The organism is Pseudomonas sp. D3-10, assembly GCF_051132175.1.
Classification (GTDB): domain Bacteria; phylum Pseudomonadota; class Gammaproteobacteria; order Pseudomonadales; family Pseudomonadaceae; genus Aquipseudomonas.
Genome location: NZ_CP071668.1, coordinates 2,852,050 through 2,869,175, shown reverse-complemented (window position 1 = coordinate 2,869,175; position 17,126 = coordinate 2,852,050). Strand labels below are relative to the sequence as shown.

18 protein-coding genes are annotated in these 17,126 nt (G+C 61.8%); 6 read left to right on the top strand and 12 right to left on the bottom strand.

What is annotated here, in order from left to right:
* Nucleotides 1–188: 188 nt before the first annotated feature.
* Nucleotides 189–791 (bottom strand): LysE family translocator, encoded by a 603-nt coding sequence (locus tag J3P90_RS12975; RefSeq protein ID WP_434676522.1) that lies wholly within the window; start codon nucleotides 789–791, stop codon nucleotides 189–191.
* Nucleotides 792–1,085: 294 nt separating this feature from the next.
* On the opposite strand from J3P90_RS12975, the gene J3P90_RS12970 reads away from it, so the two are divergent.
* Nucleotides 1,086–2,621 carry a family 10 glycosylhydrolase gene (locus J3P90_RS12970; protein ID WP_434676521.1) on the top strand — a complete coding sequence of 512 codons (1,536 nt, stop codon included), beginning with the start codon at nucleotides 1,086–1,088 and terminating at the stop codon, nucleotides 2,619–2,621.
* A gap of 6 nt (nucleotides 2,622–2,627) precedes the next feature.
* On the opposite strand, the gene J3P90_RS12965 is transcribed toward J3P90_RS12970, so the two are convergent.
* The 7 genes from J3P90_RS12965 to J3P90_RS12935 all read right to left on the bottom strand — a co-directional run bounded on the left by J3P90_RS12965 (nucleotide 2,628) and on the right by J3P90_RS12935 (nucleotide 8,129).
* Nucleotides 2,628–3,461 (bottom strand): AraC family transcriptional regulator, encoded by an 834-nt coding sequence (locus tag J3P90_RS12965; RefSeq protein WP_420763917.1) that lies wholly within the window; start codon nucleotides 3,459–3,461, stop codon nucleotides 2,628–2,630.
* Nucleotides 3,462–3,552: 91 nt separating this feature from the next.
* Entirely contained in the window at nucleotides 3,553–3,978 is a 426-nt protein-coding gene (locus tag J3P90_RS12960; protein ID WP_420763916.1) for a GlcG/HbpS family heme-binding protein, read from the bottom strand.
* Between the two features lie 68 nt (nucleotides 3,979–4,046).
* A complete protein-coding gene (locus J3P90_RS12955) occupies nucleotides 4,047–4,829 on the bottom strand; it encodes an ABC transporter substrate-binding protein (RefSeq protein ID WP_420763915.1) in 783 nt (260 codons plus the stop codon).
* Between the two features lie 143 nt (nucleotides 4,830–4,972).
* On the bottom strand, nucleotides 4,973–5,323 hold the full coding sequence (locus J3P90_RS12950; protein WP_434605750.1) for a RidA family protein: 351 nt from the start codon (nucleotides 5,321–5,323) through the stop codon (nucleotides 4,973–4,975).
* A complete protein-coding gene (locus tag J3P90_RS12945) occupies nucleotides 5,320–6,693 on the bottom strand; it encodes an FAD-dependent oxidoreductase (RefSeq protein WP_434605752.1) in 1,374 nt (457 codons plus the stop codon). Before J3P90_RS12945 ends, J3P90_RS12950 begins: the two co-directional genes overlap by 4 nt.
* Entirely contained in the window at nucleotides 6,686–7,015 is a 330-nt protein-coding gene (locus tag J3P90_RS12940) for a (2Fe-2S)-binding protein (RefSeq protein ID WP_420763912.1), read from the bottom strand. Before J3P90_RS12940 ends, J3P90_RS12945 begins: the two co-directional genes overlap by 8 nt.
* On the bottom strand, nucleotides 7,005–8,129 hold the full coding sequence (locus J3P90_RS12935; RefSeq protein ID WP_420763911.1) for an NAD(P)/FAD-dependent oxidoreductase: 1,125 nt from the start codon (nucleotides 8,127–8,129) through the stop codon (nucleotides 7,005–7,007). Before J3P90_RS12935 ends, J3P90_RS12940 begins: the two co-directional genes overlap by 11 nt.
* Nucleotides 8,130–8,284: 155 nt before the next feature.
* Between J3P90_RS12935 and J3P90_RS12930 the strand changes: the two genes are divergently transcribed.
* Nucleotides 8,285–9,190: a LysR substrate-binding domain-containing protein gene (locus tag J3P90_RS12930; RefSeq protein ID WP_420763910.1), complete on the top strand. Its 906-nt coding sequence runs from the start codon at nucleotides 8,285–8,287 to the stop codon at nucleotides 9,188–9,190.
* A gap of 243 nt (nucleotides 9,191–9,433) precedes the next feature.
* Here the strand turns inward: J3P90_RS12930 and J3P90_RS12925 are convergent, their stop codons facing one another.
* From J3P90_RS12925 to J3P90_RS12915, 3 genes are all read right to left on the bottom strand, one after another.
* On the bottom strand, nucleotides 9,434–10,069 hold the full coding sequence (locus J3P90_RS12925) for a hypothetical protein (RefSeq protein ID WP_434676520.1): 636 nt from the start codon (nucleotides 10,067–10,069) through the stop codon (nucleotides 9,434–9,436).
* A gap of 11 nt (nucleotides 10,070–10,080) precedes the next feature.
* Entirely contained in the window at nucleotides 10,081–11,307 is a 1,227-nt protein-coding gene (locus J3P90_RS12920; RefSeq protein WP_434605758.1) for an RtcB family protein, read from the bottom strand.
* Nucleotides 11,308–11,382: 75 nt separating this feature from the next.
* The gene (locus J3P90_RS12915) at nucleotides 11,383–12,324 is read right to left on the bottom strand and encodes an AraC family transcriptional regulator (protein ID WP_434676519.1); all 942 of its coding nucleotides are present in this window, start codon (nucleotides 12,322–12,324) and stop codon (nucleotides 11,383–11,385) included.
* Nucleotides 12,325–12,537: 213 nt separating this feature from the next.
* Here J3P90_RS12915 and J3P90_RS12910 point away from each other — a divergent pair, with 213 nt between their 5' ends.
* Together J3P90_RS12910 and J3P90_RS12905 are read left to right on the top strand one after the other, a co-directional pair.
* Complete coding sequence (locus tag J3P90_RS12910) at nucleotides 12,538–13,311, top strand: L-iditol 2-dehydrogenase (RefSeq protein WP_434676518.1); 774 nt, start codon at nucleotides 12,538–12,540, stop codon at nucleotides 13,309–13,311.
* 195 nt (nucleotides 13,312–13,506) lie between these two features.
* On the top strand, nucleotides 13,507–14,358 hold the full coding sequence (locus tag J3P90_RS12905) for a CAP domain-containing protein (RefSeq protein WP_420763905.1): 852 nt from the start codon (nucleotides 13,507–13,509) through the stop codon (nucleotides 14,356–14,358).
* Between the two features lie 104 nt (nucleotides 14,359–14,462).
* Here the strand turns inward: J3P90_RS12905 and J3P90_RS12900 are convergent, their stop codons facing one another.
* A complete protein-coding gene (locus J3P90_RS12900; protein WP_434676517.1) occupies nucleotides 14,463–15,329 on the bottom strand; it encodes a LysR family transcriptional regulator in 867 nt (288 codons plus the stop codon).
* A gap of 101 nt (nucleotides 15,330–15,430) precedes the next feature.
* Between J3P90_RS12900 and J3P90_RS12895 the strand changes: the two genes are divergently transcribed.
* Both J3P90_RS12895 and J3P90_RS12890 read left to right on the top strand, forming a co-directional pair.
* Nucleotides 15,431–16,777, top strand: a complete 1,347-nt coding sequence (locus J3P90_RS12895; RefSeq protein WP_434676516.1) for an acyclic terpene utilization AtuA family protein — start codon at nucleotides 15,431–15,433, stop codon at nucleotides 16,775–16,777.
* On the top strand, nucleotides 16,777–17,100 hold the full coding sequence (locus tag J3P90_RS12890) for an AtuA-related protein (RefSeq protein ID WP_420763902.1): 324 nt from the start codon (nucleotides 16,777–16,779) through the stop codon (nucleotides 17,098–17,100). Before J3P90_RS12895 ends, J3P90_RS12890 begins: the two co-directional genes overlap by 1 nt.
* Nucleotides 17,101–17,126: the final 26 nt, after the last annotated feature.

Sequence of the window (17,126 nt, the reverse complement as noted above, 5' to 3'; positions counted from 1 at the left end):
AGTGGTGAGCACGCTCAGCTCAGGGTTGGGCGATGCTGTCGAAATCGGACGCTTTTTGAAACCGGCGAAGCGTTGCAAGGGGTTGCGAGACTGGGGCACAGGCTCGCGGCTAATCGCACCCGGCGCCTGGGTGCGTGCAGCGAACCCGTTGCCCCTTCGCGTCAGGCCGCCATCTAAGCGGCTCTCGACTAGACAACCAACGTCAACCACGCCGAGACCAGCAGCAACACCGCCATGGCCCGATTGAAGCGGCCCATCGCAACGGCGGAACGGCAAAACCTCGCCGCGCCACGCCCCAAGCAGGCCCAGGCAGTCATGCAGGGGATCGAAATCGCGAAGAATGCGAGGGACAGCCACAGCACCCGCGCCGTACGGTCGGACTCGGACCCGGCGAACACGCTGACCACCGCCAACGCCATCATCCAGGTCTTGGGATTCACCAGCTGCAACCCGGCGGCGCCCGCCAGGCCGAGTCGGGGCCCGTCCACAGGTCGGTCCGGGTCGATGGCTTCAGCCGGTGCGCTGTAGATCTGCCAAGCCATCCAGCTGAGCCAGGCGATGCCGGCCCATGACAGCGCCGTTTGAACCGTGCCATGCCGGGCCAGCACGTCCCCCAGCCCGGTGCCCACCAATAGCACCAACATGGCGGCGGCTGCGCAAGCGCCGAGGATTATCGGCCAAGTGGTCGCCAGGCCGTAGCGTGAGCTGTGGCTCAGTACGAGGATATTGGTCGGGCCCGGCGTGATGGAGGCGACGAAGGCAAACAAGGCAAACGGCAGTAATTGGTCCATGGAGCGACTTCTCATTGGTGATCGTAGAGCTGATCATCCCGATGCCGCCGTATTGAGTCTGGAACAATTGAGCAGCGCTTGCGCTAGTCCACCGGGCTCAGTGCATTACTGTAAAAACCGACCCTTGAAGCTACTCGAGAACCCTGTTACCGGACGCATATGGCAATGCCAAGTTACACACTTTGATCATGCAATATCTCGCCGCAAAATTGACAGCACGCTGAACAACCAACCCTGACTACTTCATTTATATTCCTGTCCGCACACATCATATTTTCTGCGGGGAGTAATACTTTGACTAACATCAAGCGCCATCTTCGAGGCACGTGGATCTCGACAGTAATCAATCTCGACTGGCCGTCAAAAAACTCCCTCTCGCTTGTTGATCCTCAGGCACGCATCAACCAACAAAAGAACGAACTCAAAAACCTGCTGGACGAGGCAGTCAAGCTGCGGCTCAATGCGGTGTTCTTTCAGGTCAAACCGGCTTGCGATGCCTTCTACCGTTCGCAAGTACTGCCTTGGTCGGCCTATCTTACTGGCACTTTGGGCCAGGATCCCGGTTACGATCCATTGCAGTTCGCCATCGAGCAGGCACACCTGCGCAACTTGGAGCTGCACGCATGGTTCAACCCATACAGAGTCTCCATGAATACAAGACAAAGCACTGTCGACGCGTTGAGTAACGTGCCCCCCGCCTCGCCCGTCAGTGTTTACTCGTCGAATCATGACTGGGTCCGCATCGCCGCGCAGCGATTCGTGCTGGACCCAGGGGTTCCAGAGGCAAGGGATTGGGTTATTCAAGGCATCATGGAAGTGGTCGACAACTACGACCTCGATGGCGTTCATCTCGATGATTATTTCTATTACGAAACGCCAGACTCGCCACTTGATGATGCGGACACTTTTGCGAAGTATGGTAATGCCTTTCAAGACAAGGGCGATTGGCGCCGAAATAACATCACCGAGATGATAGCCCTGCTTTCCAGGCGAATACGAGCCTCGAAATCACATGTCAAGTTCGGTGTCAGTCCCGCAGGAGTATGGCGCAACCAAAGAGACGATATAGAGGGGTCGGATACCACGGCCGGCAGTCCCACCTACGATAAGCAGTTCGCTGATACGAGACAGTGGGTATTGGATGAACTGCTCGACTATATCGCGCCTCAAGTGTATTGGCCGCTGACGCGCAGAATAGTGCAGTACGACATTATTTCGAACTGGTGGGCAAGTGTCGTTCGCGGCAAAAGTGTGCATCTATATATCGGCATGGCACTCTATAAAGTAGGAGTCGCCAGCAGTGCGGAACCACAGTGGCTCGTGGAAAATGGCACGACTGAAATCGGTAACCAACTCCTGTGGAACCTCACATCGGAGGGCGTTCACGGAAGTGTTCTTTTTCGAGCGTCATTCTTCCATGCCCCGGCGGTGCTGCCCGCGACAGGTGTGATCAAGCAAAGTATATGGCCAACCCTGGCGCTCGTTCCTTCCATGCCGTGGAAAGGCACAAAGCCCCCCGCCCCACCCATAGAGCCGGAATGCCGCACGGCGTCGCAAGGGGTTGAACTTCGATGGGTGGATGGAAATGACGAGGGGACCGTGTACTACGCGATTTACAGATTCGCGTGCAATCAGTCAGTCATGATCGACAATCCTGAAAATCTGATCGCTACGGTGCGTAGGGCGGGAACACAACAGTGTTGGGTGGATACGTCACCGTCGAGTTCCGAGGGGATGATGTATGCCGTGACAGCACTTGATCGCAACCACAATGAAAGCGCCATGGCGCTCGCCCGTTGGAGCGCCCTTGTACCGCAACAAAGCGAATGAACCGGTTCATTGGTTCCGGAGTGCTCGCTTGCGATAGTCCGCCGGGCTCATGCGATAGGCACGCTGGAACCAACGGCCGAGGTGGCTCTGGTCGGCAAAACCGAGCATCGCAGCCACCGCCACGGCGCTTTCGCCACGAGCCAGCAGACGTCGCGCCCGAGCCAGGCGCAGCTGGATCAGGTAAGCATGGGGCGCCAGGCCGAAAGCGGTTTTGAACGCGCGGCTCAGGCGAAAGCGATCCACACCGGTGGCCCGCGCGAGGTCGTCGAGGCCGATGTCCTCGCTCAAATGACTATGCAGGTAGTCGCGGGCCTGCTGCGCCACCAGCGGCAAGCGCGGGTCGGGATTGATCCGCGCGCGCCAGTGCAGGTGTTGGGTGAGGTTGGACAGCAGCATGTCGAGGGCGGTTTGGCGCACGATCAAGATGTCCTGTTCATGCAAGCTCTGGAAAGCCGTGGCGGTGGCGCGCGCCAGTTGTGCGTCGTCGTTGAGGGTTGCGGCGAAGCCCAGGCGGGCGTTGTCCGGCGCTTCTTCGAACAGCGAGCGCAGTTCGCGCTCCAGCCATTGCGGTTCGAGATACAACGTGCGGTAGGTGAAACCGTGTTCGTGAGGGGCGTTACCGTCATGCAGTTCGCCGGGCTCGAGCAGGAACACTTTGCCCGGCGTGCTGGTGTGTTGTTGTCGGCGACAATGGAACTGCTGCACGCCCTGCTCCGTCACGCCCACCAGGTAGGCGTCGTGCCAATGCGGATCGTAGGCATGCCCCTCGAAATGCGCGCGCACGGTCTCGATGCCGGACGTGGCGTCCTGCTTGAGATCGATCCAGTTGCGCGCTGTCATGTTTCTTTCCGTCTAGTCGATGTGCTCCGGCAGATTAACGGCTGCTCGGGCCTCTGTCTGGAAGATTTGTGCAGACCGAGGGGAAATAGCATCACGCATCGGGCGTGATTACCGGCAGCACCGTCTCCACCGCCAACCGCGCCAGCTCCGCATCTTCCTCGGCCTTCACACCGGAAACTCCGATGGCGCCGATGCATTGGCCGTCATGGCGGATCGTCACGCCGCCCTCGAGCATGCCCTGCAAGTGCGGCGCGCTCAAGAAGGCCAGGCGGCCGCCGTTGATCATGTCCTCGAAGGCCTTGCTGTCACGCCGTCCCATGGCGGCGGTGCGGGCTTTTTCGGTGGCGATGTAGGTCGACAAGGGCGACGCGCCGTCCAGGCGCAGCAGCCCGAGGGGATGCCCGCCATCGTCCACCACACACACCGACACCGCCCATTGGCGCTGGTGAGCAAGCTCCTTGGCCGCCACCAGTAGTTGTGCAACGTCCTGTTCCGTGAGTACCGCTTTGGTTTTCATGAATCACCCCGAGTTATGGAACATGAGGCCTGCCGGCCAGCGCCTACAGGCCGTGGGCAATGCGCTGATTATTCACCGTAGATATCGAAATCGAAATATTTTTGGCGAATCCGATCGTACGTGCCATTGGCGCGAATGGTTGCCAGGGCCCGGTTGAAGCGGCTCGCCAGCGGATCGTTTTTGCGCACCGCGATACCGATGCCCGTGCCGAAGTATTGTTCTTCGACGAAATTGGGTCCGACAAATTCAAAATCCTTGCCTTCCGGCCGCTTGAGCAAGCTTTCGTCGATGACGACCGAACTGGCCATCGTCGCGTCCAGACGGCCGCCCAGCAGGTCGAGGAAGATCTCGTTCTGCGAACCGTAGCGGATGACTTCGGCGCCGGCCGGGGCAAGCTTGTCGGTGACGTAGCGATCGAAGTTGGTCGCCCGTTGCACGCCGATTCGCTTGCCCTTGAGCTGCGCGGGAATCGCGTTGATGCCGCTGCCCTTGCGAAACACCAGGCGAGCCGGGATTCGGTAGTAACGGTCGGTAAAGTCGACCGATTTCATCCGCTCCGGCGTGATCGACATGGAGGAAATCACCGCGTCGACTTTCTTCACTTTGAGCGCCGGGATCAAGCCATCGAACTCCTGCTCTTTCCATTCACAACGGACCTTCATCTCGGCGCACAAGGCCTGGCCGATATCGTAGTCGAAACCCACGATGGCGTTGTCCGGGGTTTTAGAGGCGAACGGTGGATAGGCCGCTTCGATGCCGATGCGCAACGAAGTCTGCGCGGCCTGCAGGTTGGCGCCGAACGCCAGCAACGAGACGATGCCCAGGTTAAGTGCAATGCGTTTGATGTTCATTCATTAGCTCCGGATGCGATGTTATTGATTTCGGACGCTCCGGGGGGAAGCCGTCCGTTATGGCAGCAGCAACGTGAACAAGCGCGGGCGACGGCTCTGGTGGTCGTCTTGCCCGGGGACGGCAGCACAGCGGTCCGGCGGTGCTACACCGCCGCGGTGACGATCAGTTCCAGCAGGATCTGCGGGTCATCGAACGCCACCTGTGCGGTGGCCCGCGCCGGGGTATGCGCGGCCTCGACCCAATCACTCCACAGCGCATTCATCGCGGCGAAATCGCGCCCCATGTCTTTCATCCAGATTTGCACGCTGAGCAGCCGACGTTTATCGCTACCCGACGCGGCGAGCAGTTCATCGACCCGTTGCAGCACCTGGCGGGTCTGGCCCTCGATGTCCTGGCTACAATCGGCGGCGACGATGCCGCTGAGCCAGGCCACGCCGTTGTGCACGACGCTACGGCTCAGGCGCGGGTTGCTTTCGATACGTTGGATGGTCATGACAGTTGCTCCAATGAGTGGCTTTCGCCGGCCAGTTGGGCCAGCGTGATGGGTTTGAGGGGCGCACGGATGCGGTAGTCGCCGACCTCGGCGGGTGAAACCCGGCGATGGGCGGCGATGATCTGCGTGACAGTCAAGCCACACTGGCGGCCCTGGCACGGGCCCATGCCGCAGCGGCCGAAGGCCTTGGTCTGGTTGGGCCCCAGGCAGCCGAGGTCGACATGACGGCGGATATCACCGGCGCTGACTTCTTCGCAGCGGCACACCGTGACGTCATCGGCGGGAACGCAGCTCTGCGTCGATGGGCGATAAAGGGCATCGATCAATGGCCGCGCCGCACGGGCGCGGCGTAATGCCTTCTGGACGCGACGCGCGGGCTCCTGACATCCGGCCACGGCCAGCGCCGCCAACCGCCCTTCGAGTCGCGCCACCTGGGCGCCGCCGATGCCACCGCCGTCACCGGCAATGAAGATGCCAGGAGCACTGGTTTCGCCAAAGCCATTGCGGCGCGGGACCCAGCACAGCTGCGACTCGCTCCAGTCATGTTCCAGGCGCAGCGACCGGCTGACCTGCGTATGAGGGACCACGCCCTGGTGCAACAAAATCAGCTCGGCACCTACCTGGTGATGCCGCCCGCCACTGTCGAAACTCAACGCCCTGGCACGATCCTCGCCCTCGATGCGCAAATGAGCGGCACCGCGAAAATGGCGGATACCGGCACGCTTCAATTCAGCCAGTAACCCCGCCCCCTTGAGCAAGTCACGCCAACCACGGAGCGCCCCGGGTATCTCACGCCAGGCCTTGATGAGATCGCGCCGATGGCTGGTATCGACCAGCGCGTCGATGACGATCCCGGCCCGCAGGTACTGCACTGCCAGCAGGTACAACAGCGGACCACAACCTGCCAGGACCACGGGCCCGGCCGGAACCATCGCCGCGCTCTTGAGCAAGATCTGCCCCGCGCCGGCGGTCATCACCCCGGGCAAGGTCCAGCCGGGAATCGGCATCGGCCGTTCGAGGGCGCCGGTGGCAATCAGCAGATGGCGCCCCTGCAAGACTCGCGCACGGCCGTCGATCAGGTAATGAACCGCGCGCTGCGGTGTGACTTGCCAGATTGCCGCGTTGGGCAAATAGCGGGCTCCACACTGCATGAATTCCGCCGCCAATCCAGCGCCCACGCGGTAATCCTCACCCAGGACCGCGCGGCTGCAGGCATCGGCGTGAAGGACCTGGCGATAGATCTGCCCGCCGGGGCTGGCCTGTTCGTCCAGTACCACCACTGACAATCCACGGGACCGGGCTTCGAGCGCCGCGCTCATGCCGGCAGGTCCGGCGCCGATGATGACCAGATCGATCGCGACGTTACTCATCGCTTTGCTCCCGGCCCGTTACCAGGCTGGCGGCGCCACATTGACGGCGCACGCGCATGCCGGCGCGCACGGCCACCAGGCAGGATTGGACGTTGGCCTGGTCATCCACCTGCACCAGGCATTCGAAGCACACGCCCATCATGCAATACGGCGCCCCGGGCCTGCCGTTGATGGCGCTTTCGCGGGTATGGCGGACGCCGCTGGCGAGCAAGGCGGCCGCCAGCGAGACATTCCCCGGCACGCTCAACGGTTGGCCTTCGAATTCGATCAACACATTGTGCTGCGCAGCGGCCAAAGGTCTGAAAAGGCTGTCAGCCAGCATGGCGTACCTCCACGGATGAGCTAAAGCGGTGCAAGCCGAATGGCTTCACGGCCGGGTCATCGAATTCACCGGCAATCCACGGGGCCAGGCGCAGGGCATGAGCGGCGGCCAACGTCACACCACTGTGGCAACTGACGACCGACAGCCCGGGGCAGCCCTGGTACATTTCGTAGATGGGGAACCCGTCCGCGCTCATCACCCGCAACGCGCCCCAGGCACGCACCAGCCGCACGTCACCCAACAGCGGGAAACACTGCACCGCGCGCCTCGCGATAGCAGCCATGACTTGGCTACCGGTGCCATCGTCGAAACCTGCCGATTCATGGGAATCGCCCAATTGCACGGTGCCCTCGTCGGTCTGACGCACGTAAGTGGTGGGGTAATCGAGAAAGGGCTTGAGGCGCTCGGTCACCAGGATCTGCCCTCGGTTCGGTTGCACGGGCACATCCAGACCAACCATTTCACCCAAGCTCCGATTGCCCAGGCCAGCGGCCAGGACAACCTGCCGGGCCGACCAGTGCTGGTCGCCGGCACGTAGCCGAAAACCACTGGCATCGGGTTCGATTGCATCGACGTGATGACCATTGATCAACGTTACGCCCCGGGCCTGGCATGCGGCGTAGAGCGAACGCAACAGTTTCAACGGATTCACATGACCGTCCATGGGCGAGAAGCAACCGCCCACCACGTCTGGCCCGATGCCGGGCAGACGGCTGCGCAGTTGTGCCGGTGCCAGCAGTTCGTAGGGGTAATCGCCGTCAAGGGCTTCGCGCAGCCAGCCAAGGCGCGCGGCCTCCTCGGCCATTTCCGCGTCGCTCAGGCACAGTTGGAAACCGCCCTGCTGGCGCAGGTGGATATCGATGCCGGTATCGGCCTGCAACGCAGCGGCGAAGCGTGGCCACAGCGCCACGGACTCACGGGTCCATTGCGCATAAGGACTCATCCCAAAACCCTTGCCCTGGACCCAGAGCAAACCGAAGTTGCCCCGGGCGGCGCGTATGGCATCGTCGCCCTCGTCGAGCACACTCACCTGGCGTCCGAGCAGGGCCAGGCCATAAGCGATGGACATACCTACCAACCCACCGCCGACGATGATGACATCAGTTTTTTGCATGGCAGCTCTTTACCGTGGAGGTGCTTCTCGCAGGGGGCACAGGCCTTTATTTCGGACACATGCTTTGATGGACAAGATGCTAGGGCGCTGCCGCGCTCGTGAAAAATGCTTTATTTTGTCCAGTTCATGTCTTTTTGTTATGGATAGGTAAGCCCATGAACCTTCGTCAGCTCGAAGCCTTTCGCGCGGTGATCCTGGGGCAGACGGTGACCCGCGCCGCCGAGATGCTGCACATTTCCCAGCCCGCCGCGACCCGGCTGATCGCCAGCCTGGAAGAAGACATCGGCTTCAGCCTGTTCGACCGGATCAAGGGGCGGCTGCAACCCACCGCCGAAGCCATGACGCTTTATCAGGAGGTGCAGCGGTCGCTGCTGGGCGTGGAACGCATCGCGCGGACCGCACAGGACATCCGCAACCTCAAGCGCGGATCGCTGCACATCGCCTGCGCGCCGGCCATGGGCTTGTCGTTCCTGCCACGGGCCATCGCCGCGTTCATGGCCGAGCATGACCAGGTGCAGGTTTCCCTGGTGGTGCAATCCTCGCGGGAAGTCGTGGACCTGGTGGTGGGCCAGCGTTGCGACCTGGGCTTGATCGTCCTGCCCAACACCTACCCGAGTCCCCGCGCTGAAAAACTGCTGGCGACACGGATGCTCTGCGCCCTTCCCGCTGGCCATCGTCTGACGGATCGCCGGATGATCGTGCCGCAAGACCTGCACGGTGAGCGGTTCATCTCCTATCCGCAGTCCATTGGTTCTCGCCAGCACATCGACGCGATCTTCGCCGCACACGGCGTGGAACGTGAATTGCGCCTGGAGACGCAGCTTTCCCAGCCCATGTGCACGTTCGTCGAGCAAGGCCTGGGCGTTGCGTTGGTGGACGCCATCAGCGCGGTCGAATACCGGGGCAACGGCATCGTCTTCCGCGCCTTCGAGCCGGCGATTGAAATGGACTTCAGCATGTTGCTGCCGATTCAGGGACCCTTGTCGAAATTGCAGGCGTGCTTTCTGGAACACATGCAGCGATTCATCGAGGCGCAGGTGCCGGCGGCGTATCGGTTTTAGCTGGTTCAACGGATCCATTGGGCAAATCAGTGAAGACTTGATGGATCACTTGACCAAAACTGAACTGCCGCAAAACCCGTGGCGAGGGAGCTTGCTGCCGATGGCCTGCGAAGCAAGCCCCTTAATGGAATCAAGGTAAAGCTCACTCGCCGTTTTGTGGCTGCTATGTAGCCGAGTGGGAGCAAGCTCCCTCGCCACGGGTTTTGTATAGGCTCGACTATCGGGACGTGTCTCTCCTGGGCCTCAATCCGTCGTGCTCGCCGCCAGCACCCCCAGCGTGCAACGCTCGGGGTTCCAGATACTCAGGCACCAAACGCCCCACCATTCCATGCCATCGTCGAAATAATCACTCCAGGGGTCCCGGGCCGGGTCGGGCTCGTCGCTGGCCAACCCGTTGAAGTTGAAATTATCGACCCAGTCCACCACCACCACGCGGGCATCCGGTGCAAGCCCCAACAGGTCAAGCCATTCCTTGAACAGCGCCTGGGGCGTGTCGTCAACGAAGCGAGTGCCATAGGGTGGCTCGCAGAACGCGTCGTACAAAGCGAAGGATTCCGGGTTTCGCCCGGTCTTTTCAACACGCACCAGTTGAAGGATCTCATCGCGCCCTAGCGCTCTGGGCCGGGCTTTGGCCAAGTCCCAGTTCATGTTTGGAGGCGGGACGTCGGCAACGGACGGATCCACGACCAACTGACGGTGCTGTTCGAGCCATTGAGCCTTGATGTACTGGAACAGCCGGTCTACCGCCTGGCCATGCAGCGCTTGGTCGACGGTATCAACCGCCTCGGGCGCGAAGACCAGGAAATCAAACGCGCAACCGGCTTTCTCCATCCGCTGGCGCAACGCATCACTGGTCGACTGTTCAACGATCCTCAACATGACGAGCTCCGCTAACCCTTGACGCACACCACTTGACGCAGTGTATGCAGCACTTCGACGAGTTCACGTTGTGCATGCATTACCTTTTCTATGTCTTTGTAAGCCATGGGGATTTCATCTATCACGGCGACGTCCTTGCGGCACTCCACATGGGCGGTGGCGCGCACTTGGTCGTCGACGGTGAAACGCTTTTTCGCTTCGGTGCGGCTCATGACCCGACCGGCCCCGTGGCTGCACGAACAGAACGATTGCTCGTTGCCCAGGCCCCGGACGATGAAACTTTTGGCGCCCATCGAGCCGGGAATGATGCCCAGTTCGCCTTTTTGCGCCGATACCGCGCCTTTGCGGGTCACCAGCACCTCGCGTCCGAAGTGTCGCTCCCTCTGCACATAGTTGTGATGGCAGTTCACCGCTTCCAAAGCCACTTCGAACGGTTTGCTGATCACCTGTCGCGTGGCCTGTATCACGGCGTCCATCATCAACGCCCGGTTCTGCCGGGCGAAATCCTGAGCCCAGCCCACCGCTTCGACGTAGTCATCGAAATGCCGGCTGCCTTCTTCAAAATAGGCCAGGTCTCGATCCGGCAGATTGGCGAGGTGTTGGCGCATATCGGCCTGGGCCAGCTGGATGAACAGGTTGCCGATGGCGTTGCCCACGCCCCGGGAGCCACTGTGCAACATGAGCCAGACCCGATTGGCCTCATCCAGGCACACCTCGATGAAATGATTACCGCTGCCCAGGGTCCCGAGGTGCTGGCGATTGTTGGTGCGGGCCAGCTTCGGGTATTTGTCGGTAATCGCCTTGAACCGCGCGGCCAGCGCGGACCACGCCTGGTCCGCGTGCCGTGGGACGTTGCTCCAGGCGCCTTTGTCGCGCCCGCCATGGCTGAGGCTGCGGCCATGGGGCACGGCTTTTTCAATGGCGCTACGCAGGGCGTGGAGGTTGTCGGGCAGATCGGCGGCATCCAGTGAAGTACGGGCCGCAATCATGCCGCAACCGATGTCCACCCCCACCGCAGCGGGAATGATTGCCCCCACGGTCGGGATCACGCTGCCTATGGTCGAGCCCTTGCCGAGGTGGACATCGGGCATCACCGCCAAGTGCTTGAAGATAAACGGCATCTTCGCGGTGTTCATCAATTGCTGTCGGGCCTCGGGCTCCACCGGGACGCTCTGGGTCCAGAGCTTGATGGGCTTGCCGTTGGCGACTTCCAGCAGGTCGTAGGTGTTTTCTTGCATGACCGGAGCACTGTCTATAGGCGAACCGGCTTGATTGCCGGCTCATGATTTTCGACACCGGCCATGAACGCAGATTCAGGTGCGGTCTGTCGAATGCGATTGCATGACGGGATGTGGCGAGCCTGCCTCGAGGCTGTGCCGATACTCGCTGGGCGTCTGGTTCATCTCGACGCGAAAGTGCCGATTGAAGTTGGACAGGTTGTTGTAACCGACTTCAAAACAGATATCGGTCACCGCCATTTCGCTCTGCGACAGCAACCGACAGGCGCGCTGGACCCGGAGCTTGCGCGTCAGGTCGATGAACCCGTGCCCGGTGATGCGCTTGAAGAACCGAGAGAACCCGGGCTCGCTCATGCCCAGTTGCTGGGCGATCTCTGACACTCTCAGGTCGCCTGTGAGTTCGGCTTGCAGGTATTCGAACGCTTTTTGGATGCGCTCCGAGCTGCGCGCGTCAAGGACCGGCGCATAGCAAGGACTGGCCAGGCATGAGGCCTCGCCGTCGCCGGCATGGCCAAGGGTGTCGAGCAGTTCGAGAAACAGCGCCAGTCGCGCCAGCCCCCTGGCCGGGCCGATCGCTTCGAGCAGTTGCGCGGCACGGCGCGCAGTGCCGCCGCTAAAGGCCAGGCCACGTCTGGCCCGCTCGAACAATCGCTGCAGATCCCCCAGTTCAGGTAAGGTCCGGCGCAACGACAACAGCGTGGCACCGTCGAACTGCAACACCACGTCGCGCCCGACCAACTGCTCCCCGGGTGCGACATCGCCGATCCAGTCGTGAGGCAAATCCGGCCCGATCATCGCCACATGGCCTGGCCCGAAAGGGCCCATGTAGTCACCGACCAGCAATCTGCCGCTGCCCTGGCGGATCAGGTGGATTTCAAACTCCGGATGATGGTTCCAGCGTGCCAGCGGATAGGGATAGTCGTGCTCGTACCAGCGAAAACTGTGCTCGGGCTCGGTCAGGATGACTTCCAGCTCGGCAGGCCGGTGATCGTACAGCAGCGTTCGGTGGTCAGGCATGTCGCGCCTCTTTCTCGTTATTGCGGGCACCTTACGCCGAGTGCCTAGGGCCTCGCCAGCCTCGTCGCGACCGCGTACCGATACTTTTTTAACACGGGCGCTGGGGTAGTCGATCGCGTTAAAAAAGTATCAGCTTTCAGCCCCACTGGCGTTTGTCGGCTTCCGCCCGCGCTGCTGTAATCGGTCTGCCCCTAACAATGACAGGACTTCCCCATGAAACGACTGGAAGGAAAAAGCGCCCTGGTGACCGGCGCCGCCCGCGGCATCGGACGCACGTTTGCCCAGGCCTATATCAACGAAGGCGCGACGGTGGCGATTGCCGATATCGACCTCAAGCGTGCCAAAGCCACCGCCACTGAACTGGGCGACAGCGCCTTTGCGGTCAAGATGGACGTGACTGACCAGGCGTCAATCGATGGCGCCATCGACGCAGTCGTGGCCCGTGCGGGCAAGCTGGATATCCTGATCAACAACGCGGCCCTGTTCGACCTCGCGCCCGTCGTCGAAATCACGCGCCAGAGCTACGAACGGCTGTTTTCCATCAATGTCGCCGGCACCTTGTTCACCTTGCAGGCCGCCGCTCGGCAGATGATCAGCCAGGGCCACGGCGGCAAGATTATCAACATGGCAAGCCAGGCCGGCCGGCGCGGCGAGGCCCTGGTGGCGGTCTATTGTGCCTCCAAGGCTGCCGTAATCAGCCTGACCCAGTCCGCCGGGCTGGACTTGATCAAGCACCGGATCAACGTCAACGCCATCGCCCCTGGCGTGGTGGACGGCGACCATTGGGACGGCGTCGACGCGCTGTTCGCGCGCCATGAGAACCTGCCGTTGGGAGAAAAGAAGCGGCTGGTCGGGCAACAGGTCCCGTATGGCCGGATGGGCACGGCCCAGGACCTGGTCGGCATGGCGATTTTCCTGGCGTCGGCGGAAAGCGAATACGTGGTGGCACAGACCTATAACGTCGACGGAGGCAACTGGATGAGCTGACGCGCTGGAAGTTTTATGGCCTTGAGACGACGAAAATGGACCTAATCGCCTGAAAATTGATCCGACTACTTGAGGATCGTCCCAAACGGTACCAAACGGTGCCGTTGAAAGGGATTTGAAGAGAGCGTGAATACCGTTGCCCCAGCGGGGCAAAAATTGCGCATCATAGGCGCCGTCCGCTCAAGGGAGATTTACATGCGTGCCATTTTTTCCGTCATGCGTCTTGCCGCGCTGTCGCTGGGACTGGCGTTTGCCACCAGCGCCGCAGCCACCGAGGAGACGCAACTGGTCGAGTCCATCAACCTCTACCGCAGCCAGTCCCAAAGCTGCGCGGGCCAGGCGTCCCTGGAATTGCCACCGCTGGCGATGGATTCGCGGTTGATCCTGTCGGCCAATGGCATTGGCGATCTGCAACAGGCGTTGGCGCGGGCGGCCTATCCGATGGTCAACGTGCAGGCCATCAGCCTGTCCGGGCCGCGCGACGCCCAAGCGGCAATGAAGGCTGTACAGGAAAGCTTCTGCCAAGTTGTGCTGGACCCACAATTTGTCGATATCGGCGTCAGTCGCCTGGACCGTGAGTGGCGCATCGTGCTCGCCCGCCCGCTGTTATCGGCGCGCCTGGGTGATTGGCAAGCCGAAGGGCAGAAATTGCTCAAACTGATCAACAGCGCCCGCGCACAGCCACGCCGCTGCGGCACCGATGCGTTCAGCGCCACGACGCCGCTGGCCTGGAACGCCACGCTGGCCCTGGCCGCTGTCAATCACACCCGGGCCATGGCGAACAACAATTTCTTCGATCACAAGGACCGTGACGGACGCATGCCGGGCGATCGCGCTGAATTGGCGGGTTACCTGGGCCAGGCCATCGGCGAAAACATCGCCGCCGGCCAGGACACCGCGCTGAAGGTAGTGGACGGCTGGCTGGCAAGTCCGGGGCACTGCGCCAACCTGATGAATCCGCAATATCGCGAACTGGGCGCCGGGTATGCGGTGGACCCGAAGAGCGATGCGGGGATCTATTGGACGGCGATGTTTGGCACTCAGTAATTGTATTGATCGACCTTGCGCCTTCGCGAGCAGGCTCGCTCCCACATGGATTGCGGTTTTCCCGTGTGGAAGCGAGCCTGCTCGCGAAGGCCGCGCATCGGCCCTCATTGCAGCCGCAATACCTGCCGCACATGCCCCATGAACTGGCTCAACGACGGTGACGGGGCTACTGGCTTGCGCTGCAGCAGGCCAATCGAACGTTTTGCCGGTTGATCGATGGCGGTGACGGCGCATTGCTCGCCGATGTTGAATACCGCCGTGCAACTGGCCGGCAACAGCGAAAATCCCAGCCCTTCCCGCACCAAGGCCGTGGCGGTGCTCATATGCGCCACTTCCCAGGCGGGCAACGGATCGACATTCAGGTAACGCAACGCAGCGTCAGCCAACGGCCGGATGCTGGTGTCCGGCGTCAGGGCGATATAAGGCTGCTGCGTCCAATCGCGTTGATGATCCTTGTGGCTCAGCAGCACAAGGTTGTCATCCAACAGGCGCTCGAAGCTCAAGCCAGACAGGTCGTCCGGCAGTGAACTGATGCCGGCATCCACCTCGCCACGCTGCACCCAGCCCATGATTTCCCCCGCTCGGCCATCCAGCAGATGCACGTTCACGCCCGGATGCTCACGCTGGAAAGAAGCGATGACCACCGGCAGGAACGACGCGGCAGCGGTCGGCAACGCTGCGAGCCTGAGCGTGCCCCGGCTCAAGCTGAGGGTGTCGCGGGCGTCGCGCACGGCATCGTCCATGTCCCGAAGCATGCGCCGGGCCTGGGGCAGGAAATGCTCGCCGGCCGGGGTCAGCTCGACGCTGCGGGTGTTTCGCGCGAGCAATTGCAGGCCCATGCTTTCTTCGAGTTTGCGGATGCTGTAGCTCAGCGCCGGCTGGGACAGGTGCAGCTGTTCGGCGGTGCGGGTAAAGCTGGACGTTTCAGCGATCAGGATAAACGCACGCAGTTGGCGGAAGGATACGTTCATGGCCCGCTCATAAAATTATTGGATCAATTGATTCTACCTTTAAAATTCACAGAACAATCCAGCCTCTCCACTATAGGGCCACCCTTCAGTGGAAAACGGACATGACAAAAACAATTCTCGTCGGGTGTGGCGCCGGTTTCGCCAATGACCGGCCAGACGCGGCCCTGCGACTGGCCCAGGACCTGGCACAACGCAGCGGCCAGCGGTACATCATGCTTGAGCTGCTGGCGGAGCGGACCCTGGCCGAAGCGCAACTGCGCAAGCGCCTCGATCCACAGGCCGGTTATTCCGCCCGGTTGTTCGATTTTCTCGAGCCCATGCTGGACCTTTGCATCGAAGCCGGGATCCCGATCATCACCAACGGCGGCGCCGCCAACCCGAGGGCGGCCGCCCAGCGACTGCGCGGTGCATTGGCCGGTCGTTTCCCTGGGCTGAAAATTGCCTGCGTGCTCGGCGACGACCTGCTTGAAGAAACACCGCCGCGCTATGAGCGATGGCTGTCGTCCGATACTCAACAGCCTGTCTCCGTGAACGTCTACACCGGCGCCGACGGTATCGTCCAGGCGTTGACCGACGGTGCCGGCATCGTTCTTTGTGGCCGTGTCGCCGACCCTTCGCTGGCGGTAGGCGCGATCCGTCATGGGTTGGGTTGGAGCGCCGACGATTGGCAGAAAATCGCCGTCGCCACGGCGGCCGGCCATCTGTTGGAGTGCTGCACCCAGGTCACCGGCGGTTATTTTGCGCATCCCGGGATGAAAGACATTCCAGACCCGGTCAATCTCGGTTGTCCGATCGCCGAAATCCACGAGGACGGCCGCTTGATCCTGGGCAAGACCCGCCACAGCGGCGGCCGGGTCAGCGAGCAGACCGTGAAGGAGCAGCTTCTTTACGAAGTCCACGACCCTCGCCGCTACCTGACGCCGGATGTTGTACTGGATCTGGGCGAAGCACGCGTGCAGGACCTGGGCGACGACCGTGTGGAGATCAGCGGCCTGCTCGGCCATCCGCGTCCTGACACGCTCAAAGGATTGGCGGGCGTGCGTGGCCTCTGGTTCGGCGAGGCGGAAATATCCTATGCCGGCCCCGGCGCCGTGGCGCGTGCGGCATTGGCGCGAGAAATCCTGCTAGAGCGTTTCGACCGGTTGGCGCCAGGCGTACAGCCCTGGATCGATCTTTCCGGCGTCGCCAGCCTGTTCAACGACCAGGGCGGTCGCTATCTGCAAAAGCAACTCGCCCAGGCACCAGCCCTCGAAGATGTGCGCGTGCGCATCGGCCTGACCCACACCGACCGGTCGTTGCTCGAAGTGCTGTTGGCCGAGGTGGAATCGCTCTACACCAACGGGCCAGCCGGCGGCGGTGGCGTTCGGCGACACCTCGTCGAGGCCGTCACCACTCGCAGTTTCCTGCTGCCGTGCGGTGAAATCCATACAACCCTGGAGTGGTACTGATGAACCTCGTCACGCTCGCCGATTTTGCCCACGCCCGTGCCGGCGACAAAGGCAACATTCTCAGCATCGCGGTGTTTCCCCATGACGCGGCCCACTACGCCTGGTTGCTGCGGGAGCTGACCTGCGAACGGGTGGCCGAGCAATTCGCCACGCGGCGGCCTTCCATGGTGCATCGCTATGAACTGCCGAACCTCAATGCACTGAATTTTGTCCTTGAAGACGCCCTGGAGGGCGGCGTGAACCGCAGTTGCGGCCTGGACCGCCACGGCAAGAGCTTGAGCTATCTGCTGTTGGCCCTGCACCTGCCAGGCCCGGGAGACTGATCGATCCTTCGCCCGCCCGAACCATC